The sequence below is a fragment of the Paenibacillus sp. FSL E2-0201 genome (assembly GCF_037963325.1).
Classification (GTDB): domain Bacteria; phylum Bacillota; class Bacilli; order Paenibacillales; family Paenibacillaceae; genus Paenibacillus_AQ.
This window is the reverse complement of the sequence record NZ_CP150154.1, coordinates 3500536-3517975: the sequence shown is the minus strand read 5'-3', so window position 1 is coordinate 3517975 and position 17440 is coordinate 3500536. Positions and strand designations below refer to the sequence as shown.

The following is a 17440-nucleotide window of genomic DNA, read 5'->3' as shown; positions in this document are numbered from 1 at the left end:
ACGATTCATTTAATGAATTGTTCGACGTTTTTTTATATGAATGACATGCAATAAAAAATGATGATTGATCAATGCAATTGTGGGCATTCTAAACCTTAATCTTTAGTATAGGAAGGACTACAATCGTATGTGCGGAATAGCAGGAATATTAAAATATAATGGACAACCCCCACATGAAGAAACCTTAAAACAAATGACAGGGGCAATGAACCACCGAGGTCCTAATCATGAGGGTGTATGGCTTGATTCTCGAATTGGGCTGGGTTTTCGTAGATTATCCGTTATAGATTTACGTGATGGCAATCAACCGATGACGAATGAAGATCGTACCCTTTGGATTGTTTTTAATGGTGAAATCTATAACTATAAAACACTACGAGATCAGCTTAAGCAAAAGGGACACCACTTTCAAACGCAATCAGATACAGAGGTTATCGTGCATTTATTTGAGGAATATGGTAAGGACTGTGTCCATCATTTACGCGGAATGTTTAGTTTTGCGATTTGGGATGTTAAGGAACAGACTCTTTTTGCTGCTAGAGATCATTTTGGCATCAAGCCTTTTTATTATTACAAAGATGAGAATAACCTTTTATTTGCTTCGGAAATCAAAAGCATCCTTGCAGTGCAAGGGGTGCCCAGAAAGCTACAGTATCAAAGTTTATTTAGCTACTTAACTTTTCAGTATGTGCCGCAACCGGATACGATGTTTGAACATATTCATAAATTAGGACCTGCAGAGCGTGTATTTGTTAACTCGGATGGTGAAATGAAGATCGAGAAATATTGGGAGCCCCATTTTCATCCGGTAAAACGATCTTTAGCAGACTATGCGGAAGAAATTCAGTGGAAATTGAAAGAGTCAGTAAACCTTCATTTACAAAGTGATGTGAATAGAGGGTGTTTTTTGTCTAGTGGAATTGACTCCACAGCTATAGCTGCAATGATGAAAGCAGAAGAATCAACCAAAACCTTTTCGATTGGGTTTGAAGGGGTGAACAATGAAACGATCATTGCCAATCAAACCGCAGCCAAGCTGGGGACAGATCATTATTTCCATATCCTATCGGCAAAAGACTTTTTTGATAGTATAGCGAAGACTGTATGGCATCTAGATGAGCCTGTCGCGGATCCTTCCGCCATTGCGCTCTATCATCTTAATCAGCTTGCAAAAGAACATGTAACAGTTGTCCTATCAGGGGAAGGCGCTGATGAATTATTCGGAGGATACAGAATCTATAAAGAGCCAGATGCATTAAGACCCATCACATGGATGCCCAACTTCATAAAGGATTCGTTACGTAAATCATTGTCTATATATCCGTATCATTTTTATGGAAAGAACTATTTACTTCGGGGGCTGACACCTTTAGAGGAACGTTTTTTCGGTAATGCTAATATCTTTAACAAAAGCGGAAAGATGAACCTGCTCCACGAATCGATACACGCTCATAATAGCTTTTTACATCCCACCGATATCGTTAAGCCTTTTTATGATAAGACAGTACACCTTGACCCTACGACAAGAATGCAGTTTATTGATATGAATTTTTGGTTGCCTGGCGATATTTTGTCAAAAGCAGATAAGCTGTCGATGGCGCATTCGTTAGAATTAAGAGTACCGTTTTTAGATAAAGAGGTTTTCGAAACAGCTAGTAAAATTCCTGTATCCAATCGAATTGGCAACAAAACAACAAAACTTGCTTTGCGTAAAGCTATGGAAGGAATCGTTCCGGATGCTATCGTGAATCGCCCAAAATTAGGATTTCCCGTACCGATTCGTGATTGGCTTAAGACCCCAATTTCGGATATAATGTTTGAGCAAATACGCTATAGCGGTATTGAAGAAATCTTTAATATGAATATCGTCGAAGAGATGTTTAATCAGCATAAGAGTAATAAAGGTGACTATTCACGTAGAATATGGTTAATTTATATTTTTTCCGTGTGGTACACTCTTTTTATAAAAGAAGATCTGAAGCAATTAAGCAGTGCTGCATTGTAATGGCATCGACGATATTGCAACGATGATTACGATGGGGGCTAATGGACCTCCGCAATCGAATCAATGAAATCCTACCCAGCGTAAACCAATTGTGAAATAGTACAAATTTAAGTAAAATAGCTATTGACTTTATACCCCGTAGGGTATAAGATAGGTTTTGTAAGAACGTTAGCGAATATTAATAAAGAAGGGAGTGTGTGTATGACATACGATAGCAAAGTGATAAATCGTGTCAAACGTATGGAAGGTCAAATAAGAGGCATCTTACGTATGATGGATGAAGGTAAAAATTGCAAAGAAGTCATTACACAACTTTCCGCTGTAAGATCTGGATTAGATCATACGATTGGTGTCATTGTAAGTGAAAATCTTGTAGAATGTGTGCAAAACGCGGAAGGCGATCAATCTATAATGAATGATTCTATTCAAGAAGCAGTTAATCTACTCGTAAAAAGCCGATAATTTTCGGCTTTATATTTTTAGAAAATATATACCCCTACCAGTATGGGTAAAGGGGCGCGAAATGGAAAAGAAAAGAACGACGATTGTATTATTTAGTGGAGACTATGATAAGGCGATGGCTGCTTATATTATTGCAAATGGTGCTGCGGCTTATGATCATGAAGTAACCATCTTCCACACATTTTGGGGAATTAATGCAGTGCGTAAACAATCACCAGTTGAAGTAAAAAAAGGATTTTTAGAAAAAATGTTCGGTATGATGATGCCACGTGGCGCTGAACAACTAAGCCTTTCCAAAATGCAAATGCTTGGTATGGGTCCGAAAATGATCAAGCATGTCATGAAAAAGCATAATGCGTTGACATTAACACAACTCATTGATATGGCCCAGGAGCAAGAGATTAAGCTAATAACCTGTACGATGACGATGGATTTATTGGGTTTACAAAAGGAAGAATTATTGGATGGTGTTCAGTATGCGGGTGTAGCAGCATATCTGGCTGATGCAGAAAATGGAAATGTCAATCTATTTATCGGCTAAGGGAGGTGAATAATGGAGGCAGCAATTGTTATTGGTATCCTCATGTTATTTATTATTTGGCGCAAGTTACCCTCAAAAGGCGTAAAGAGGATTACTGCCCAGCAGCTGAAGACGATATTAACTGACAAAGATAAAGTATTCATCGATGTTCGAACTCCAGGTGAATACAGTGGTCGTCATATAGTCCAGTTCAAAAATGTTCCACTTGGTTCTGACTTGTCAAAGTTACCTAGAGGTAAGGATATAGTCGTCATTTGCCAAAGTGGAATGCGAAGTAATCAAGCATGTAAACAATTAAAGAAATTAGGATACGATAACGTTACTAATGTCCATGGTGGCATGAATGCGTGGAGAGGATGAGTGGAATGAAAGAGATTACCGTTCAAGAAGTTCAAGAAAGCATAAAAAATGGGAAAAGCTAAATCTAATCGATGTTCGTGAGGTTGCTGAAGTACAAGAAGATCACATTCCTGGAATTATCAATATTCCATTAGGTTTACTTGAGTTTCGCTTACAAGAGTTAAACAAAAACACACCATATATTATCATATGTCGTTCAGGTGGACGTAGTGGGCAAGCTACAGAATTTCTAACTTATCACGGCTATGACGCTACAAATATGGTCGGTGGTATGCTGGCCTTTAAAGGTAATGTTGAATAGCTTTAAAATATCATTCAAAAATAAACCATAGAGTTTTAGGAGGGTTTCAGAATGGCAGTTAAAGCGGATGTTATGTTAGATGCAAAAGGTCTAGCATGTCCAATGCCAATCGTGAAAACGAAAAAGGCAATGAACGATTTAGAAGAGGGTCAAATATTAGAGGTGCAAGCGACAGATAAAGGATCTAAAGCCGATCTTGCAGCTTGGTCAGAAACTGTTGGTCATCAATATATTGGTACAACAGAAGATGGAGATGTGTTATTTCATTACATTCGTAAATGTTCAAATGACGCAATGGTAGAAAAGACACATGAGCAGATCATAGATAATGAAGAGTTAGTTTCGCGTGCAGCAAATGGTGGATATATTCTGGATGTACGTGAAGAGGCAGAATATGCATTTGGTCATATTGAAGGCGCAAATTCAATACCAATGGGTGAACTTGAATCTCGTATGAATGAGCTTGATAAAAATCAAGAAATATATGTGGTTTGTCGTACTGGCAAACGCAGTGATCTCGCAGCACAAAAGCTTGCAAACCATGGATTTGAAAAAGTGTATAACGTCTTGCCAGGTATGACAGGTTGGACTGGCGACTTAACAACATCAATATAAGTTATGGAGGGTTAAATATGTCAAACAAAGTAGCAATTATCGCAAGTAACGGTGGTATATTCGACGCCTATAAAGTATTTAATATCGCAACAGCAGCAGCAGCTTCAGATAAAGAAGTAGCTATTTTCTTCACATTTGAAGGGCTAAATTTGATTCATAAGCAAGGAATGCATGGGCTTTCCATGCCAGCTGGTAAAGAATTTATGGCCGAAGGATTAGCTAAAGCGAATGTTCCAGCGATTCCTCAATTAGTTGAAATGGCACAAGAGCTGGGTGTAAAATTCATTGCTTGCCAGATGACTATGGATGTTATGAGTCTAACAAAGGATGACTTTGTAGATGGTATTGAAGTGGGTGGAGCCGTTACATTCCTTGAATTTGCCAAAGATGCCGCTCCATCATTAACTTTTTAGAGTAAAAGCAATGACTTAGTGAGGGATTTATTCTCTCACTAAAAAAATAACAAAATTTATACCTATGGGGGTATTTGAAGATGACAGTAATGAAATGGACAGCAGCAGATGTTGCTCGTAAAGTAATTGAAAATCAATCATTATTCATTTTGGACGTACGTAATGCAGATGCATTTGAAGACTGGAAAATTGAAGGACATCAATTCGAATATCTTAATATTCCTTATTTCGAATTATTAGATGGTGTAGAGGGTATTTTACCTCAAATTCCAACCGACAGAGATATATTAGTTGTTTGTGCTAAAGAAGGCTCCTCGATTATGGTGGCTGAAATGTTGAATGAAGCGAGTGATGCTCTATCTGTTAGTTATTTAGAAGGCGGTATGAAATCTTGGAGCAGTTATTTAGAGCCAATAAAAGTAGCTGATCTTTCTGGTAGTGGTGAATTATATCAATTCGTACGTCTAGGAAAAGGTTGTCTTTCCTATATGGTAATTTCTGAGGGTGAAGCAGCCCTATTTGATGCCGTCAGATTTACGGATGTATTCACAAGCTTTGCAGAAGAGAAAAATATAAAAATTAAACACGTATTCGATACGCATCTACATGCTGATCATATTTCAGGCGGGCGTTCTATTGCAGAGGCTACGGGTGCAACATACTACTTGCCTTCGAAAGATGCAGAAGAAGTCGTGTTCGACTATACACCTCTTGAGGATGGATTAACGGTTCAAATCGGTGCTTCTAACATTGATGTAGGTGCACTTTACTCACCAGGTCATACGATCGGATCAACTTCTTTTGTAGTAGACGATAAGTATCTATTGACGGGTGATATTCTATTCATCGATTCCATTGGTCGTCCTGACCTTGCTGGTCTTGCGGAGGATTGGGTAGGAGATCTTCGTGAAACATTATATCGTCGTTATAGAGAACTAGCAGAGGACTTAATTGTTCTACCCGCACATTTTATGATCATTGATGAATTGAATGAAGACGGGACGGTTGCCAAACGATTAGGTGATTTGCTGTCTGAAAATCATGGTTTGAATATTGAAGATGAGAGTGAGTTCCGCAGTATAGTAACTGATAATTTACCACCACAACCGAATGCTTATCAACAAATTCGTCAAGTGAATATGGGGAAAATCACTCCGGATTATGAGGAACAAACCGAAATGGAGATTGGTCCAAACCGTTGTGCAGTTCGTTAATTCATTAATATGATCTAAGCAGCTTCCAAAAAAACGAAATGGGGTTATTTAAATGAAAGTCGACAAAATAATAGATGCAAAAGGACTAGCATGTCCTATGCCAATCGTTAAAACAAAAAAGGCAATGGATTCCGTTGCTTCAGGTGAAGTAGTAGAGATTCATGTGACGGACAAAGGTGCACTTTCAGATTTTCCAGCTTGGGCAAATGCAGGTGGACATACCATTTTAGAACAATCAGAAGACGGTGGTGTATTCAAATTTTATATAAAAAAAGCGTAATGTAATTATTTTAGGCGGGTTTTCGATCATCGAAGCCCGCCATCGTTATAGAAAGAAGGGGAAAGTGTGGATATCACATTTATTGTTGTTATATTTTTAATTGGTTTTATCGGCTCATTCGTATCAGGAATGCTTGGCGTTGGAGGATCGATTATTAAGTACCCAATGCTCTTATATATCCCACCACTATTCGGAATAGCAGCCTTTACAGCACATCAGGTTTCAGGGATTAGTGCGGTACAAGTATTGTTTGCATCAATTGCTGGCGTTTGGGCTTATCGTAAAGGTGGCTACCTCAATAAGTCACTGATCATCTATATGGGTGGATCTATATTACTTGGAAGCTTTATTGGTAGCTTTGGTTCTTCGTATTTATCAGAGCAGTCTGTAAATGTTGTATATGGAATGCTCGCTACAGTCGCGGCAATTATGATGTTCATACCTAAAAAACAAATAGATGATATTCCATTAGATAAAGTTACATTTAATAAAACTTTAGCCGTAGTTCTAGCGATGATTGTTGGTGTAGGGTCTGGTATTGTTGGAGCTGCAGGTGGATTCTTACTTGTGCCTATTATGCTGGTTGTGCTTAAAATTCCAACGCGAATGACGATTGCAACGAGTTTAGCCATTACATTTATCTCCTCTATAGGAGGAAGTGTTGGTAAGCTAATGACAGGACAAGTCGATTACTTGCCAGCAATTATTATGGTTATTGCTAGTCTTCTGGCAGCACCACTAGGAGCTAAAGTCGGTAAAAAATTGAATACCAAAGCTTTACAAGCTATCTTAGCGATATTGATTTTAGCTACTGCTATTAAAATATGGATTGACTTATTATAAAGGTAAGTCTACTATCTAGTGCTTAATGCGAATTTTTTTGTAATATAGGAAACTTGAAGGAGATGACGCCTGAATTGTACAGCGTCATCTTTTTATATTCATTTCATAACGATGATCACATTTTGATCAGGAACATCTGGAGATAAAAGGAGGATAAAGTTATAAAATTTCTGTCATTAGGTCCATTCTTGATAAATGTTGAAATCCTCATGTTAATGTTATCGACTTTCGCTGGATACATGGCCATGAAATACCGTTTGAGTAAGGCAGATGTGAAGGAAGATATAAGTGATAAGTATTTAACTGCACTCATTATTGGTTTCTTTGTATGGAAATTCAGTATTGTTCTATTTGATCCGATGTCGACGTTCCAACAACCGTTGTCACTTCTCTATTTTAATGGAGGTAATAAAGGAATTGGTTTGGCAGTCGTAATTACGATTATATTTATTGGGATTCGTACACGATTGGATGGTACTTCCATCATGATGAATCTGGATGTGTTGGGTACGGGATGGATAGTTAGCAGTAGTGTATATCATTTATTTCTTATTTTCATAGATAATAGCAATTTACTATTTCATAGCTTGTATTTTTCAATGAATATTGGGTTTGCTATTTTTCTTTTCAAGAAGAAACAGGCAGTAGGGAATTCGGTAGTTGTCAATCAATTTATCGTATGGATTAGCTTGGGGATGATAGGCATAATATTCACCAAGGATGGGAGAGAACTATTTGTTTTGGGGTTTACAAAGGAACAAATTCTGTTCTTTGTCGTGTTCATCATTTCCTATATTGTAGACAACGTAATGAATAAGGGAAAAGGGGGCTCTTGAATGGATAGTCCAACAATAGCTGTTGCTCTTATAGCAGGGGTGCTTTCTTTTCTTTCTCCATGCATATTTCCACTGATTCCGTCCTATGTATCTCATTTGACGGGGTCCTTCGTACAAGACAACAGAATCAACGTAGAGAAAAAACTACTCTTGACAAGATCCATCAGCTTTATTCTAGGATTCAGTGTAGTATTTGTCGTTATGGGAGCATCTGCTAGCTTCATTGGTCAATTTTTTGCGGGAAATAGAGAAGTAGTTGAGAAAATAAGCGGGCTGCTTATCATTGTTTTTGGATTGCAAATGGCCGGAATTTTATCACTTCGTTTTCTCATGGTAAATAAGAAATGGGGCCATACAGGAACAGCAAAGAAGGGGAGTTTAAGCTCTTTTGTATTGGGACTAGCCTTTGGTTCAGGATGGACACCCTGTGTAGGACTAGCATTATCCTCCATATTGTTGCTTGCTGGATCGACAGAGACGATGTATAGCGGAATGTTTTTATTATTTGTTTATTCCATCGGCTTAGGGATTCCTTTCTTGTTGTTATCCATCATGTTGACTTATTCGTTGGGAATCTTAAAAAAAATTAATCGTTGGTTACCCTTGCTATCCGTCATTAACGGCTGGATCCTCGTTGTTATGGGCTTGTTGTTATTCACGGGGCAATTGCAGAAATTAAGCGCCTATTTCGCCCAGTTTACAGTATTTACTTATTAAAAAAGGGGTGTATTATGAAGAAAAATATGTTTGCACTCATAGCGATTATACTATTATTTACATGGGGGATATTCGATTACAAGAAGAATCAATCAGGTCAATCGAATAACATCCAACAGGAGCAATCTATCGAGGTGGTAGGGATAAAAAAGGGTAACGAAGCCCCGGATTTTGAGCTGCTGAATTTGGAAGAAAAGCCAGTGAAGCTTTCTGATTTCAAGGGTAAAAAAGTAATACTGAACTTCTGGGCTACGTGGTGCCCACCATGTAGAACTGAAATGCCCTATATGGAAAAATATTATAATGATTACAAGGATGATACAGTGGTTTTGGCTGTGAATTTAACCAATACGGAAAAAAATAGAGCTAATGTAACAGGTTTTATTGAACAATTTGGATTGAGTTTTCCCGTTGCGTTGGACATTGAGGGCGATGTGAGTAGCAAGTACCAAGTAGTTGCTTATCCTACATCTTATATAATAGATTCTCAAGGCATTATTCAAGAGATCTATCAAGGCGCTATCAATTATGATTTAATTAAAAAAGCATTGTCTAACGTAGATTAAAATAATGAGAGCTTAGTTAAAGCGGCGTAGCCAAGTTACTTAAAAGTGATATTAATAATAATTAGTTTCATAACAATAACACAAAACCGCTAGTATTTGACACAAAGATTACCACTTTAAAAGAAGGTTCAAAATAATTGAGCCTTCTTTTAGAGAGAGCAACTAAATTCATTAGATTTATTATTATATAGAGTTAAACTTTGTGTCATACAATTTTAAGAGGTACGTTTCGGGTCAATAAAGGGGGAAGTTTTTGTCACTGTACACCGGTTAAATTATTTTATTTACTACTTAATCACAAAACCCGTATTTTGTACATATGTATTAAAGCGCTATAATCCCTTGTGCACCCACGGATTGAGTCACAATCTAGGGGTTTATATTATTTGATCGATTTATCACTTCCTCTTCCGAGTTCCGAGCAATAACCACATCATTAATTAGAGCCTTGCGATTTCGAACTGGTTATATCAATTGCTCAGAGTTTCTTCAACCACTTATAGGACGACACACAAATGCATCAAAAAAACCGTTGAGCTGATTCAACGGTTTTTTTTGAAATTCGTACAAGGCATCACATCCAAGTTAAACATTGAGCGATAATCACCCTTTGTTTATATGTGCTAATAACTGGTAGAGAAGCCTGATAATCTTCTATTATTATTTAACTAATCACCGGAAAACGAATCTTAACTGTCGTGCCACACCCTACCCCGCTGCTAATGTGGACAGTACCTTGATGTTGATCGACGATCCAACGTGCGATCGATAGCCCTAGACCTGCTCCATGATCCCCTCTACTTCTAGAGGAATCTCCCTTATAAAAGCGATTAAATACGAGCGGTAATTCATGTTCCGAAATACCCACTCCGTTATCCTTGACGGTTACTAGAACTGATTTCCCCTGCCTAATACACTCAAGATCGATTTGCCCATCCACCTGCGTAAATTTAATGGCATTGTCCAACAAAATCATGAACAATTGTATGAGACGATTCTCATCTCCATTCATGAGCAATTCCGAGCCTTCGACATGAAGCTGTACCCGCAACTGCTTGTAATCCATTATTGGCTCCATTTTTTTGGCGATCTCTTTAATGATCACGTCAATACGAACAGGTGTGCATGAGATAACCTCCTCATGTGAATCGCCTCTTGCCAGAAGAAGTAGGCCGTCTACCATGTTGCTCATTCTTTTGGTTTCTTTCAGAATGGCTGAAATTGGAGCGCTTTCTTCCTCGATCGTATGATCGGGATGGCGTAACAATATTTGTGTTTGCCCTCGGACGACCGAGAGCGGACTTCTTAAATCGTGAGAGGCATCTGCAACGAATTGCTGCTGCTTTTCCCAAACCTTCTGAATTGGTATGAGCGCCCGTCTAGCCAAAGCGTAACCTGCGATGATAGATAATAACGCGCCTACACCGATTCCAATACTAATACACCATAGTAACCGGTTCAAATAATACACCTCGGCGGAAATTTCCGTAAATATCTGAATTGTTTTCAAAGGAATGTTCGACAGTTTCTCGACTATTGGCAATTTACCCTGATAAGGTCTGCTCACGAATCGATAGGTTTTCTTACCCACGAGTATCGACTCGGGCCGCATGTGGTTTTGTTTTTCCCGAAGCATCGAACTCAATTCGATATATGGTACTTTATAATATACGCTTTGAATCAATGCATCGTTGGAATCCCAATAAAATGACATCATAAAACGTTCGGTTCCTTCGAATCAATGTTAAGTACTTGCTCCCCGTTACTTAGAGAAATTTGTTGCATGTGATCAATATAAAACACCAGATGATGGTCAAATCGGAATAGATCCGATAATGTGCCAACCCATATAACGCTCCCCCCAGTGTGACGAGCAAGCAAAATACGACCGTGCTGTTCCATATCGTCATTCGTACTAACGTGCGTTTAATCATACCGGGGTTTGCTCTCCTTTTATTTGGCGGATTTGATGTATTGATTCACTTGCTGTTCCAATATTGGAAATGGCATATTCCCGTTTCGAAGAAGAACGGAATGAAATGCCTTGATATCGAAACGATCCCCGAGTTCGCTTTCCGCCTTCTCCCGAAGGGATTGGAATTGCTCCGATCCGATCGCATAGTTTTCGTTAAGTCCAGGATAGGCAATGACACTGTCGATCAAAGCATCGTTCCCCGTTCCGGTAACACTAACTAGATATTCATTAGCTTGTTCTCTTGTCCACTTCAGCCCATGGATACCCGTATCTATCACGGTACCCATGGAATTGCCCAGCAAACGGTTTAGTACCATATTCCGATCAAGCAACCCCTTCTCCGCGCATAAGCTTTCCATATAGACCGCCCATCCCTCTACGTACCCAGCCGTCATCGTTATTTTGCGGATTAATGGAATGGATGGTTGATCATATTGAATCGAGAATTGAAAGTGATGTCCTGGAATACCCTCATGCAAGGCAAGCAATTTAACTATTTCTTCGGAGGTCGGATTTTCGAGTGGAATGACAAATCTCCCGCTCCTATCACCATCTATAGATAAGGGGATATACATTCCACCTGCCGATGCGAAAAGAGCCGAATACGCCCGCACATCCACGGGATGGTCCGGGATAAACTCCTCTTCAAACCAATCGGACAAGTAGGGCGTGGCATCCGACAAACTGCTGTTTAACGCTTGCAGCAATCTATCTCCAGTTAGGAATTTGGCTGCAGATGTAGTTTGTGCGTGACCCGAAGCCCCGCTTCTTAGCTCCTTTCTCGATCTCTTCTACCTTGCGTTTAGAGATCTCGTGAATTTTCTGAGGACTAAGGTCCGTACCCGTAGTAAGTTTGAGCCTTGCAGAATAATACTCGCTGCCGCCCGGCTGATTCCAGATTCCTTGGTTCACGGATGCTTGCTTCATAAGATCGTTCTTGATCACATCGGCAAGTTTGCCGTAAGAAGCCAGTACATGATCGGTTAGGGTTTGCGCTAACGTTTTTTTCAGCTTTTCCTCTTCGGAGGGATCGAGTTTTAACTCGGTTAATTTCTCTGCATACAAACTGTACAGAATCGTTTCTTCCGGTTTCGTATTCTGCAATTTGCTTTAACTCGTAAGCATTTCCTTAAGAAATTCAGAAGCAGGGACAGTACCTTTCTCCCGTCTGTCTTGAATTCTATTAATGACATGTGCGACTTTATCTGAAAACCCGTTCAGCGCAACGATATAATTCTTTGCATCTGCTTGGCTGCGAATCGGATAGTTGTTCGCGAAATACGGCGGAAAATTGGTTAGGGAAAGGTAGTCATTCGTGTTCAAATCCCAATATTTATATACCTGCTGCGCCGCGCTTAGGTCCCACTTTAGGATATCGTAGGTGAGTTTGTCTTCCGGGGAAAGCTTAGCAGCAGCATAGTTATTCAATTTTTTTAACAAGTCATTTCTCTTATCGTTTAATAGTTCGTAATCGGCATCCGACAGGTCCGTAAGCTTAGTGGGATCCCATCGGATTCCCTCCACATTTTTCACGTCAAAATAAAGCTGTGTCTCAGGGTCACTCTTAAGCGTATCTACCGCCATCTTCTGAATCAATCCGTCGAAACTCTCTGGCTGATGTTGGGTCTGCCCAAACAAACCCCCTGCAATCAGCAATACGAGAAGGACCACAGCTAATAAAATAGTCAATCGGGTGTTCTTAAACATCTGTCTTACAAGGTTCATTCATCAATCTCTCCTTTATAGAGTATAAGAAGAATATATAAGATGAACCTTTGATTTCCCTTTGAAAAACTACTTGTTTATTCTGAGTATGTAGCCCAAACCTCTTACGGTTTGGATATATTGATCGGCATGCCATGAAGACAGCTTCTTTCGAAGATAATGGACATAGAGCTCGACGATGCCAATCCCCGCTTCCGAATCCAGTCCCCAAATTCGGTTATAGATTTGCTCTTTTGTCAAGATCTGCTCTTTATTCATGAGTAGGTACTCAAGCATCTCATATTCCTTTTCTGTTAAAGTCAGCTCTTCTCCTGCGACCGTTATCGCTCGATTTCGAACTTGAATAGCAATCGGGCCGTAGCTAATCTGCTCTTCTTGATTAACCTTGCCATAACGGCGCAACAGCACTTTAGCTCTGACAATCAGCTCTGGAATTTCGAATGGATTCACCACATAATCGTCCGCTCCGATCGTTAACCCCTTTATCCGGTCGTTCAATCCGTCTTTTGCCGTCAGACAAAGAATCGGGGTATCCACTTTTTACTTCCTCAGCTCTTGGATGTACGTAAATCCATCAACCTTAGGCAGCATAATATCCAAAATAATTAAATCGAACTCGCCGTACAATGCGTGATGTAAGCCCTCTTCTCCGTTATGACACTCCGTAACCTTATGCCCTTCATCCCCCATAACTCTTGCAATTGTGTGCGATATTCCAATATCGTCCTCTACGATCAACAGCTTCATAAGTCCCTCCATGAATGAACAAATATGGGGTTAGACATCTCAGTTCCTCCTAAATAGTACCATATTGCCTGGCCGTCAGCTTAAGAACAATGGCATCTTTTAACTTTCTGCAGTAGATGAAATCATATTGGGAATGTAGCAAAGTTCGTGTCAACCGTTAAAAAAGAACCCTTAAAGTACTTTGGGTTCTTTTTATTAAACTATTTATTTGAAGTATTTACTTTCATACTTGTCAAGAAGCACCGACATCTTATCCAATTACTTAGCACCTTCTATAACCTTCTTGTTACCCGTTTCGAATTTGGAATAATTAATTTTGGTCGTCTTCAGGCTGTCCCGCATTATAATGAACCCTTCCAGCTGGAGTTTTGCCCCTGCCAGATAGTACTTATGTATTTCTTTCAACTCAGCATTATTGGGCTTGAGGTTCTTTAACCCGGATACAAACTTAGTATAGTTGGGCACTACAGTATTGTTTAAAGACAGAAAGAATGTTTTTCTTGTTGAATTGTTTGGGCCTCTATTTTGATGTAACGCAGTTATAGCTTTCTCTTCATTGTTTACTAGCGGCTTCAACTGTTCAGTGTAATCTACCATCTCCTGCATCATGATTTCTTCGTGTGTAAGTTCCTTTACAACTACCGGCTTTGTTGGTTCAGAAATGACTGTATAATCATCCACTACTTGAACAGTGAATACATAAGGTTCAAACTTATCTCCAATATTGACAGTCAAGGTAGCAGTCCCTTTATTAATTGCATGAAGTTCAGATACCCAATTCGTTTTGCGTACTACCTTGACAATATTCTCATCTGAAGAGCTCGGAGTGAAGTCATATTCCGTAACGTCTGCATCGGTCCAGTCTGTTATGGCTATTTCGTATGACTTCCACTCTCCAACTTTGATCTCAGCAGGCTTGGTCACTTTGACAATGTCGGTGATGTTCCGTGCAGCTGCATGGATACTGCCACCCCCTGATACAACTGCCACTATAATTGCTAGCATTAAAGCATAAATCAAACTCTTTCCTTTCATAATGGCCTTCTCTTCGCTTAATTATAGAATAGTCAAGCTTCTGCCAATTTCCCCGTGTTGTGCGAATTTCTTTAAATTACTCTTCTACTTTTGTAAGTACACCATTTCTATTTTCGTATATTCTTTTTTCGTTTTTTTCCATTTTACGCATGATCTCTTCTTCCAGGTTAATTCCCAGAAGTTCCGAGAGTCCTATCAAGTAGAGAGCAACATCAGCCAATTCTTCACCCAAATCATCTTTCTTTTTCCGGTAGGCATCGCAGGCTTCTGATAATTCACCATAGATAAAACAAAACTCTTGGAAAACATCCGTTACATTAAATCCTTTCGCAATTTTATTCTGATAAACTCTCTTTTGTAATTGTAATAAATCAATCATTTTATTCTCACCTGTCCTATAAATAATTTTTTTATACATCTCTTCAGTGTATATTTGTAAAGCGTTGTAGTAGGCATAAATTAACTTAAAGTATTTAACCATCAGACTGCAATAGCAATCCTCAAAGGTGCCGGTCAATTTTACTCGATTATAATCCCTTCCTCTCCTCTCGTATATTTCAATCCCAGCTTCAATACAATCGCTTTAACTGGGGCACATACGACTCCGCCTTGAACAAGGACATCTTTACTATCTAAATCGACGGAAGCCTGTTTGTCTTTTAATGAGATAATCACTTGCCTTCCTTCAAAGCGTATACCTGCTCCTAGTGCAGTTGCCAGGTCTTTGACAGAGCAAAACAATAAATTGTTCATGCCCAAAAATGCAGGCTGGTTAGTGTAAAGCACAGGTTTATCTTTATAGATGATTTTCCAAGGTCGAGCGTAGGTGAAATAATTAGGAGCCGAATTTGGGATAATGACGTATTCCTCGGGTGAATCAAAGGCTCTCCTATCCTCTTTAGTTACAATTCCTTTTAATATATCAATATGAACATCTTTGATATAATCAGGACGGTTGCTTGTGAAAGGAGTATATTTAAAAACTGTATTTGAGTGCCAGGTTACATCTGTTGGATATTGAGTGTAAGGGAGTTCTATGTCACGGATTTTTTTCTGTGCAACTGTATCATATACCGAATATATTGGTTTTCCTTGTGAAGGCCATAGTTCACTTACCAAATAGCGATGGTCTGGAGATATATGTAGTTCCCGTACGTAGGCATTCTGAGGTGTTATTGCTATTTTTTGTTTCGTTTTTTGATTGGTCATGTATAATCTTTTTTGGCGCTCTAAGATATAATCCCCGAATTGAATTTTCCAACGTTCACCTGAGGTGTCGATTTTTTTAATTTCAGATAAATGCCTTTGCTGATCCATTTCATATAATTTTCCATTCTTCTGTATAACCAGATTATCGTTCACTGATACAGTATCATTGCCAAAATAGCAGTCATAAGATCTGGTACATGAAGAAAGGTCTCGTGTTCCCAGATAATCTCCGGATTTTACTGTAAGATAGGTTGTATTGTCAGTAAAAGAATAGAATTGCAGCTGTTTCGTAGCGGTATTATCTAGAGTGTATGTATTGTTACTAGGATGTACAGAGAGCGTGGTACCCGTAATAGTAGTGTCCCAGGTCTCAACATAAATTGAATTGCCCTCGCTGTCCCAAGCGGGAATAGGATAAAATCTATTTTTATTGATATGGGCTGCCGTCCTTAGCAGCTTCAACTCTTTATTGGCATAGTCAAAAATATATAGTCTTTCTGAGATATGCTCCGAATCAGCGAAAGGGTGTTTTCCACTGTAGATTCTTTTATAGTTTTGATATAAGCCATAGCCATATACCTGGCCATCAATGACTACTGTTTGGTCTTCTATAAACAGATTGTAATACTCTCCCTTCATTGTTTCCCCAGTATACTCACGTATAACGTTCCAATCTTTAGAGTACCCGTCCGGATAGGGAAATGCCATATTCACGAACTCATATTCTTTAAAGGTTTCATCGCCGTTAGAGTAGTCCATTTCATAAACCTTAACCGTAGGAACCAGTTGTTGCATCTCTTTGTTGTCATTGTAATAGAATTTAAGTCCGATAACCTTCTTCTGCTCAACTGCCGAATATACTTTATCATTTGTCCCTATTCCCAGTGTACTTATAAGTATGATCATCGCCATTATACTTTTTAACACTAATGAAAATTTACTATTCATAACGCTAGTCCCCTTACTATTGGTGAAGTTAAATCTTATATATTTGCAACTTTAACATCAATATTTAAGGGTGTTTGTGCAAAAAGTCGCATAAATAATTGTGGAACCGTTACACTCCTATAGTATTAGAGTAATGATCCAGCGATATAGGGTGTTATAGGTATAAATCAATTAACTTCGGAAGTAATTAACGGAGTGGTTCACATTGTTGCAGCTGAGATCTGCGCCATGCATCTTATAGCGGATGCTACACTGTCACTCAAAGAATAACATTCACAGTTCTAAATAATATTTTCCATGAAAGTACGATCGAAGTAACGGAGCAGTTAAATAAAGAATTAAGATTCCCTCATGCTTCCCAAAGAATGATAACTATGGAACACAAAATATTTATAGGCAATCAGCTCATTTATATATGGATAAGGTCTGATGGTGTATAATTACTTATTGATTATTATACTTTCATTAAAGAGTGAGTACTGATACTCCGATAAGATCAGTACATGATTATGTATTTTAATGGTTTTCAAATCGGCAATAGTACCATATTCTTGTCCTGAGGTAAGGACAAGAACATAGTCCCTTCGCCGACAAAGCCCCTATTCTGGCCATAAAAAAACAACTTAAATGGAGCAGTTTTTAATAATG

19 protein-coding genes and 2 pseudogenes are annotated in these 17440 nt (G+C 38.8%); 13 read left to right on the top strand and 8 right to left on the bottom strand.

Annotation, left to right across the window (positions count from 1 at the left end; genetic code table 11):
* The first annotated feature begins 127 nt into the window (after positions 1-127).
* The 13 genes and pseudogenes from asnB to NSU15_RS15760 all read left to right on the top strand — a co-directional run bounded on the left by asnB (position 128) and on the right by NSU15_RS15760 (position 9153).
* Entirely contained in the window at positions 128-2005 is a 1878-nt protein-coding gene (asnB, locus tag NSU15_RS15820) for an asparagine synthase (glutamine-hydrolyzing) (protein ID WP_076120548.1), read from the top strand.
* Between the two features lie 201 nt (positions 2006-2206).
* Positions 2207-2467, top strand: coding sequence for a metal-sensitive transcriptional regulator (locus NSU15_RS15815; RefSeq protein WP_042128058.1), 261 nt, complete (start codon positions 2207-2209; stop codon positions 2465-2467).
* Positions 2468-2528: 61 nt separating this feature from the next.
* Entirely contained in the window at positions 2529-3008 is a 480-nt protein-coding gene (locus NSU15_RS15810; protein ID WP_076120549.1) for a DsrE/DsrF/DrsH-like family protein, read from the top strand.
* Between the two features lie 12 nt (positions 3009-3020).
* The gene (locus tag NSU15_RS15805; RefSeq protein ID WP_076120550.1) at positions 3021-3368 is read left to right on the top strand and encodes a rhodanese-like domain-containing protein; all 348 of its coding nucleotides are present in this window, start codon (positions 3021-3023) and stop codon (positions 3366-3368) included.
* A gap of 5 nt (positions 3369-3373) precedes the next feature.
* Positions 3374-3669 (top strand): annotated as a pseudogene (locus tag NSU15_RS15800) (rhodanese-like domain-containing protein).
* A 51-nt stretch (positions 3670-3720) separates the two neighbouring features.
* A complete protein-coding gene (locus NSU15_RS15795) occupies positions 3721-4284 on the top strand; it encodes a sulfurtransferase TusA family protein (protein WP_076120551.1) in 564 nt (187 codons plus the stop codon).
* Positions 4285-4301: 17 nt separating this feature from the next.
* Positions 4302-4697 carry a DsrE/DsrF/DrsH-like family protein gene (locus NSU15_RS15790; protein WP_042128048.1) on the top strand — a complete coding sequence of 132 codons (396 nt, stop codon included), beginning with the start codon at positions 4302-4304 and terminating at the stop codon, positions 4695-4697.
* A gap of 80 nt (positions 4698-4777) precedes the next feature.
* A complete protein-coding gene (locus NSU15_RS15785) occupies positions 4778-5911 on the top strand; it encodes an MBL fold metallo-hydrolase (RefSeq protein ID WP_076120552.1) in 1134 nt (377 codons plus the stop codon).
* A gap of 52 nt (positions 5912-5963) precedes the next feature.
* Positions 5964-6191 (top strand): sulfurtransferase TusA family protein, encoded by a 228-nt coding sequence (locus NSU15_RS15780; protein ID WP_076120553.1) that lies wholly within the window; start codon positions 5964-5966, stop codon positions 6189-6191.
* A gap of 66 nt (positions 6192-6257) precedes the next feature.
* Positions 6258-7034 carry a sulfite exporter TauE/SafE family protein gene (locus tag NSU15_RS15775; protein WP_076120554.1) on the top strand — a complete coding sequence of 259 codons (777 nt, stop codon included), beginning with the start codon at positions 6258-6260 and terminating at the stop codon, positions 7032-7034.
* A 245-nt stretch (positions 7035-7279) separates the two neighbouring features.
* A complete protein-coding gene (locus tag NSU15_RS15770) occupies positions 7280-7870 on the top strand; it encodes a hypothetical protein (protein WP_076120555.1) in 591 nt (196 codons plus the stop codon).
* On the top strand, positions 7871-8587 hold the full coding sequence (locus NSU15_RS15765) for a cytochrome c biogenesis protein CcdA (RefSeq protein ID WP_076120556.1): 717 nt from the start codon (positions 7871-7873) through the stop codon (positions 8585-8587).
* A 14-nt stretch (positions 8588-8601) separates the two neighbouring features.
* The gene (locus NSU15_RS15760) at positions 8602-9153 is read left to right on the top strand and encodes a TlpA disulfide reductase family protein (protein ID WP_076120557.1); all 552 of its coding nucleotides are present in this window, start codon (positions 8602-8604) and stop codon (positions 9151-9153) included.
* A gap of 664 nt (positions 9154-9817) precedes the next feature.
* Here the strand turns inward: NSU15_RS15760 and NSU15_RS15755 are convergent.
* From NSU15_RS15755 to NSU15_RS15720, 8 genes and pseudogenes are all read right to left on the bottom strand, one after another.
* Entirely contained in the window at positions 9818-10663 is an 846-nt protein-coding gene (locus tag NSU15_RS15755; protein WP_339286637.1) for a HAMP domain-containing sensor histidine kinase, read from the bottom strand.
* Between the two features lie 443 nt (positions 10664-11106).
* On the bottom strand, positions 11107-11835 hold the full coding sequence (locus NSU15_RS15750) for a DUF885 domain-containing protein (RefSeq protein ID WP_076120559.1): 729 nt from the start codon (positions 11833-11835) through the stop codon (positions 11107-11109).
* Position 11836: 1 nt separating this feature from the next.
* Positions 11837-12712, bottom strand: a pseudogene (locus NSU15_RS15745) (DUF885 family protein).
* A 210-nt stretch (positions 12713-12922) separates the two neighbouring features.
* Entirely contained in the window at positions 12923-13390 is a 468-nt protein-coding gene (locus NSU15_RS15740) for a response regulator transcription factor (RefSeq protein WP_081389972.1), read from the bottom strand.
* 3 nt (positions 13391-13393) lie between these two features.
* Complete coding sequence (locus NSU15_RS15735) at positions 13394-13600, bottom strand: response regulator (RefSeq protein ID WP_170880348.1); 207 nt, start codon at positions 13598-13600, stop codon at positions 13394-13396.
* A 258-nt stretch (positions 13601-13858) separates the two neighbouring features.
* Complete coding sequence (locus NSU15_RS15730) at positions 13859-14635, bottom strand: hypothetical protein (RefSeq protein ID WP_076120562.1); 777 nt, start codon at positions 14633-14635, stop codon at positions 13859-13861.
* A 76-nt stretch (positions 14636-14711) separates the two neighbouring features.
* Entirely contained in the window at positions 14712-15014 is a 303-nt protein-coding gene (locus NSU15_RS15725) for a MazG-like family protein (protein WP_212567886.1), read from the bottom strand.
* Positions 15015-15154: 140 nt separating this feature from the next.
* Entirely contained in the window at positions 15155-16792 is a 1638-nt protein-coding gene (locus NSU15_RS15720) for a hypothetical protein (RefSeq protein ID WP_076120563.1), read from the bottom strand.
* Between the last annotated feature and the right edge of the window lie 648 nt (positions 16793-17440).

Excerpts from the sequence above, each read along its gene's own strand:
- NSU15_RS15795 (WP_076120551.1), top strand. The coding sequence starts at position 3,721 with ATGGCAGTTAAAGCGGATGTTATGTTAGATGCAAAAGGTCTAGCATGT.
- NSU15_RS15730 (WP_076120562.1), bottom strand. The coding sequence starts at position 14,635 with ATGAAAGGAAAGAGTTTGATTTATGCTTTAATGCTAGCAATTATAGTG.
- NSU15_RS15815 (WP_042128058.1), top strand. The coding sequence starts at position 2,207 with ATGACATACGATAGCAAAGTGATAAATCGTGTCAAACGTATGGAAGGT.
- NSU15_RS15785 (WP_076120552.1), top strand. The coding sequence starts at position 4,778 with ATGACAGTAATGAAATGGACAGCAGCAGATGTTGCTCGTAAAGTAATT.
- NSU15_RS15760 (WP_076120557.1), top strand. The coding sequence starts at position 8,602 with ATGAAGAAAAATATGTTTGCACTCATAGCGATTATACTATTATTTACA.
- NSU15_RS15770 (WP_076120555.1), top strand. The coding sequence starts at position 7,280 with ATGAAATACCGTTTGAGTAAGGCAGATGTGAAGGAAGATATAAGTGAT.
- NSU15_RS15735 (WP_170880348.1), bottom strand. The coding sequence starts at position 13,600 with ATGAAGCTGTTGATCGTAGAGGACGATATTGGAATATCGCACACAATT.
- NSU15_RS15725 (WP_212567886.1), bottom strand. The coding sequence starts at position 15,014 with ATGATTGATTTATTACAATTACAAAAGAGAGTTTATCAGAATAAAATT.
- NSU15_RS15780 (WP_076120553.1), top strand. The coding sequence starts at position 5,964 with ATGAAAGTCGACAAAATAATAGATGCAAAAGGACTAGCATGTCCTATG.
- NSU15_RS15810 (WP_076120549.1), top strand. The coding sequence starts at position 2,529 with ATGGAAAAGAAAAGAACGACGATTGTATTATTTAGTGGAGACTATGAT.
- NSU15_RS15765 (WP_076120556.1), top strand. The coding sequence starts at position 7,871 with ATGGATAGTCCAACAATAGCTGTTGCTCTTATAGCAGGGGTGCTTTCT.
- asnB (WP_076120548.1), top strand. The coding sequence starts at position 128 with ATGTGCGGAATAGCAGGAATATTAAAATATAATGGACAACCCCCACAT.
- NSU15_RS15805 (WP_076120550.1), top strand. The coding sequence starts at position 3,021 with ATGGAGGCAGCAATTGTTATTGGTATCCTCATGTTATTTATTATTTGG.
- NSU15_RS15720 (WP_076120563.1), bottom strand. The coding sequence starts at position 16,792 with ATGAATAGTAAATTTTCATTAGTGTTAAAAAGTATAATGGCGATGATC.
- NSU15_RS15790 (WP_042128048.1), top strand. The coding sequence starts at position 4,302 with ATGTCAAACAAAGTAGCAATTATCGCAAGTAACGGTGGTATATTCGAC.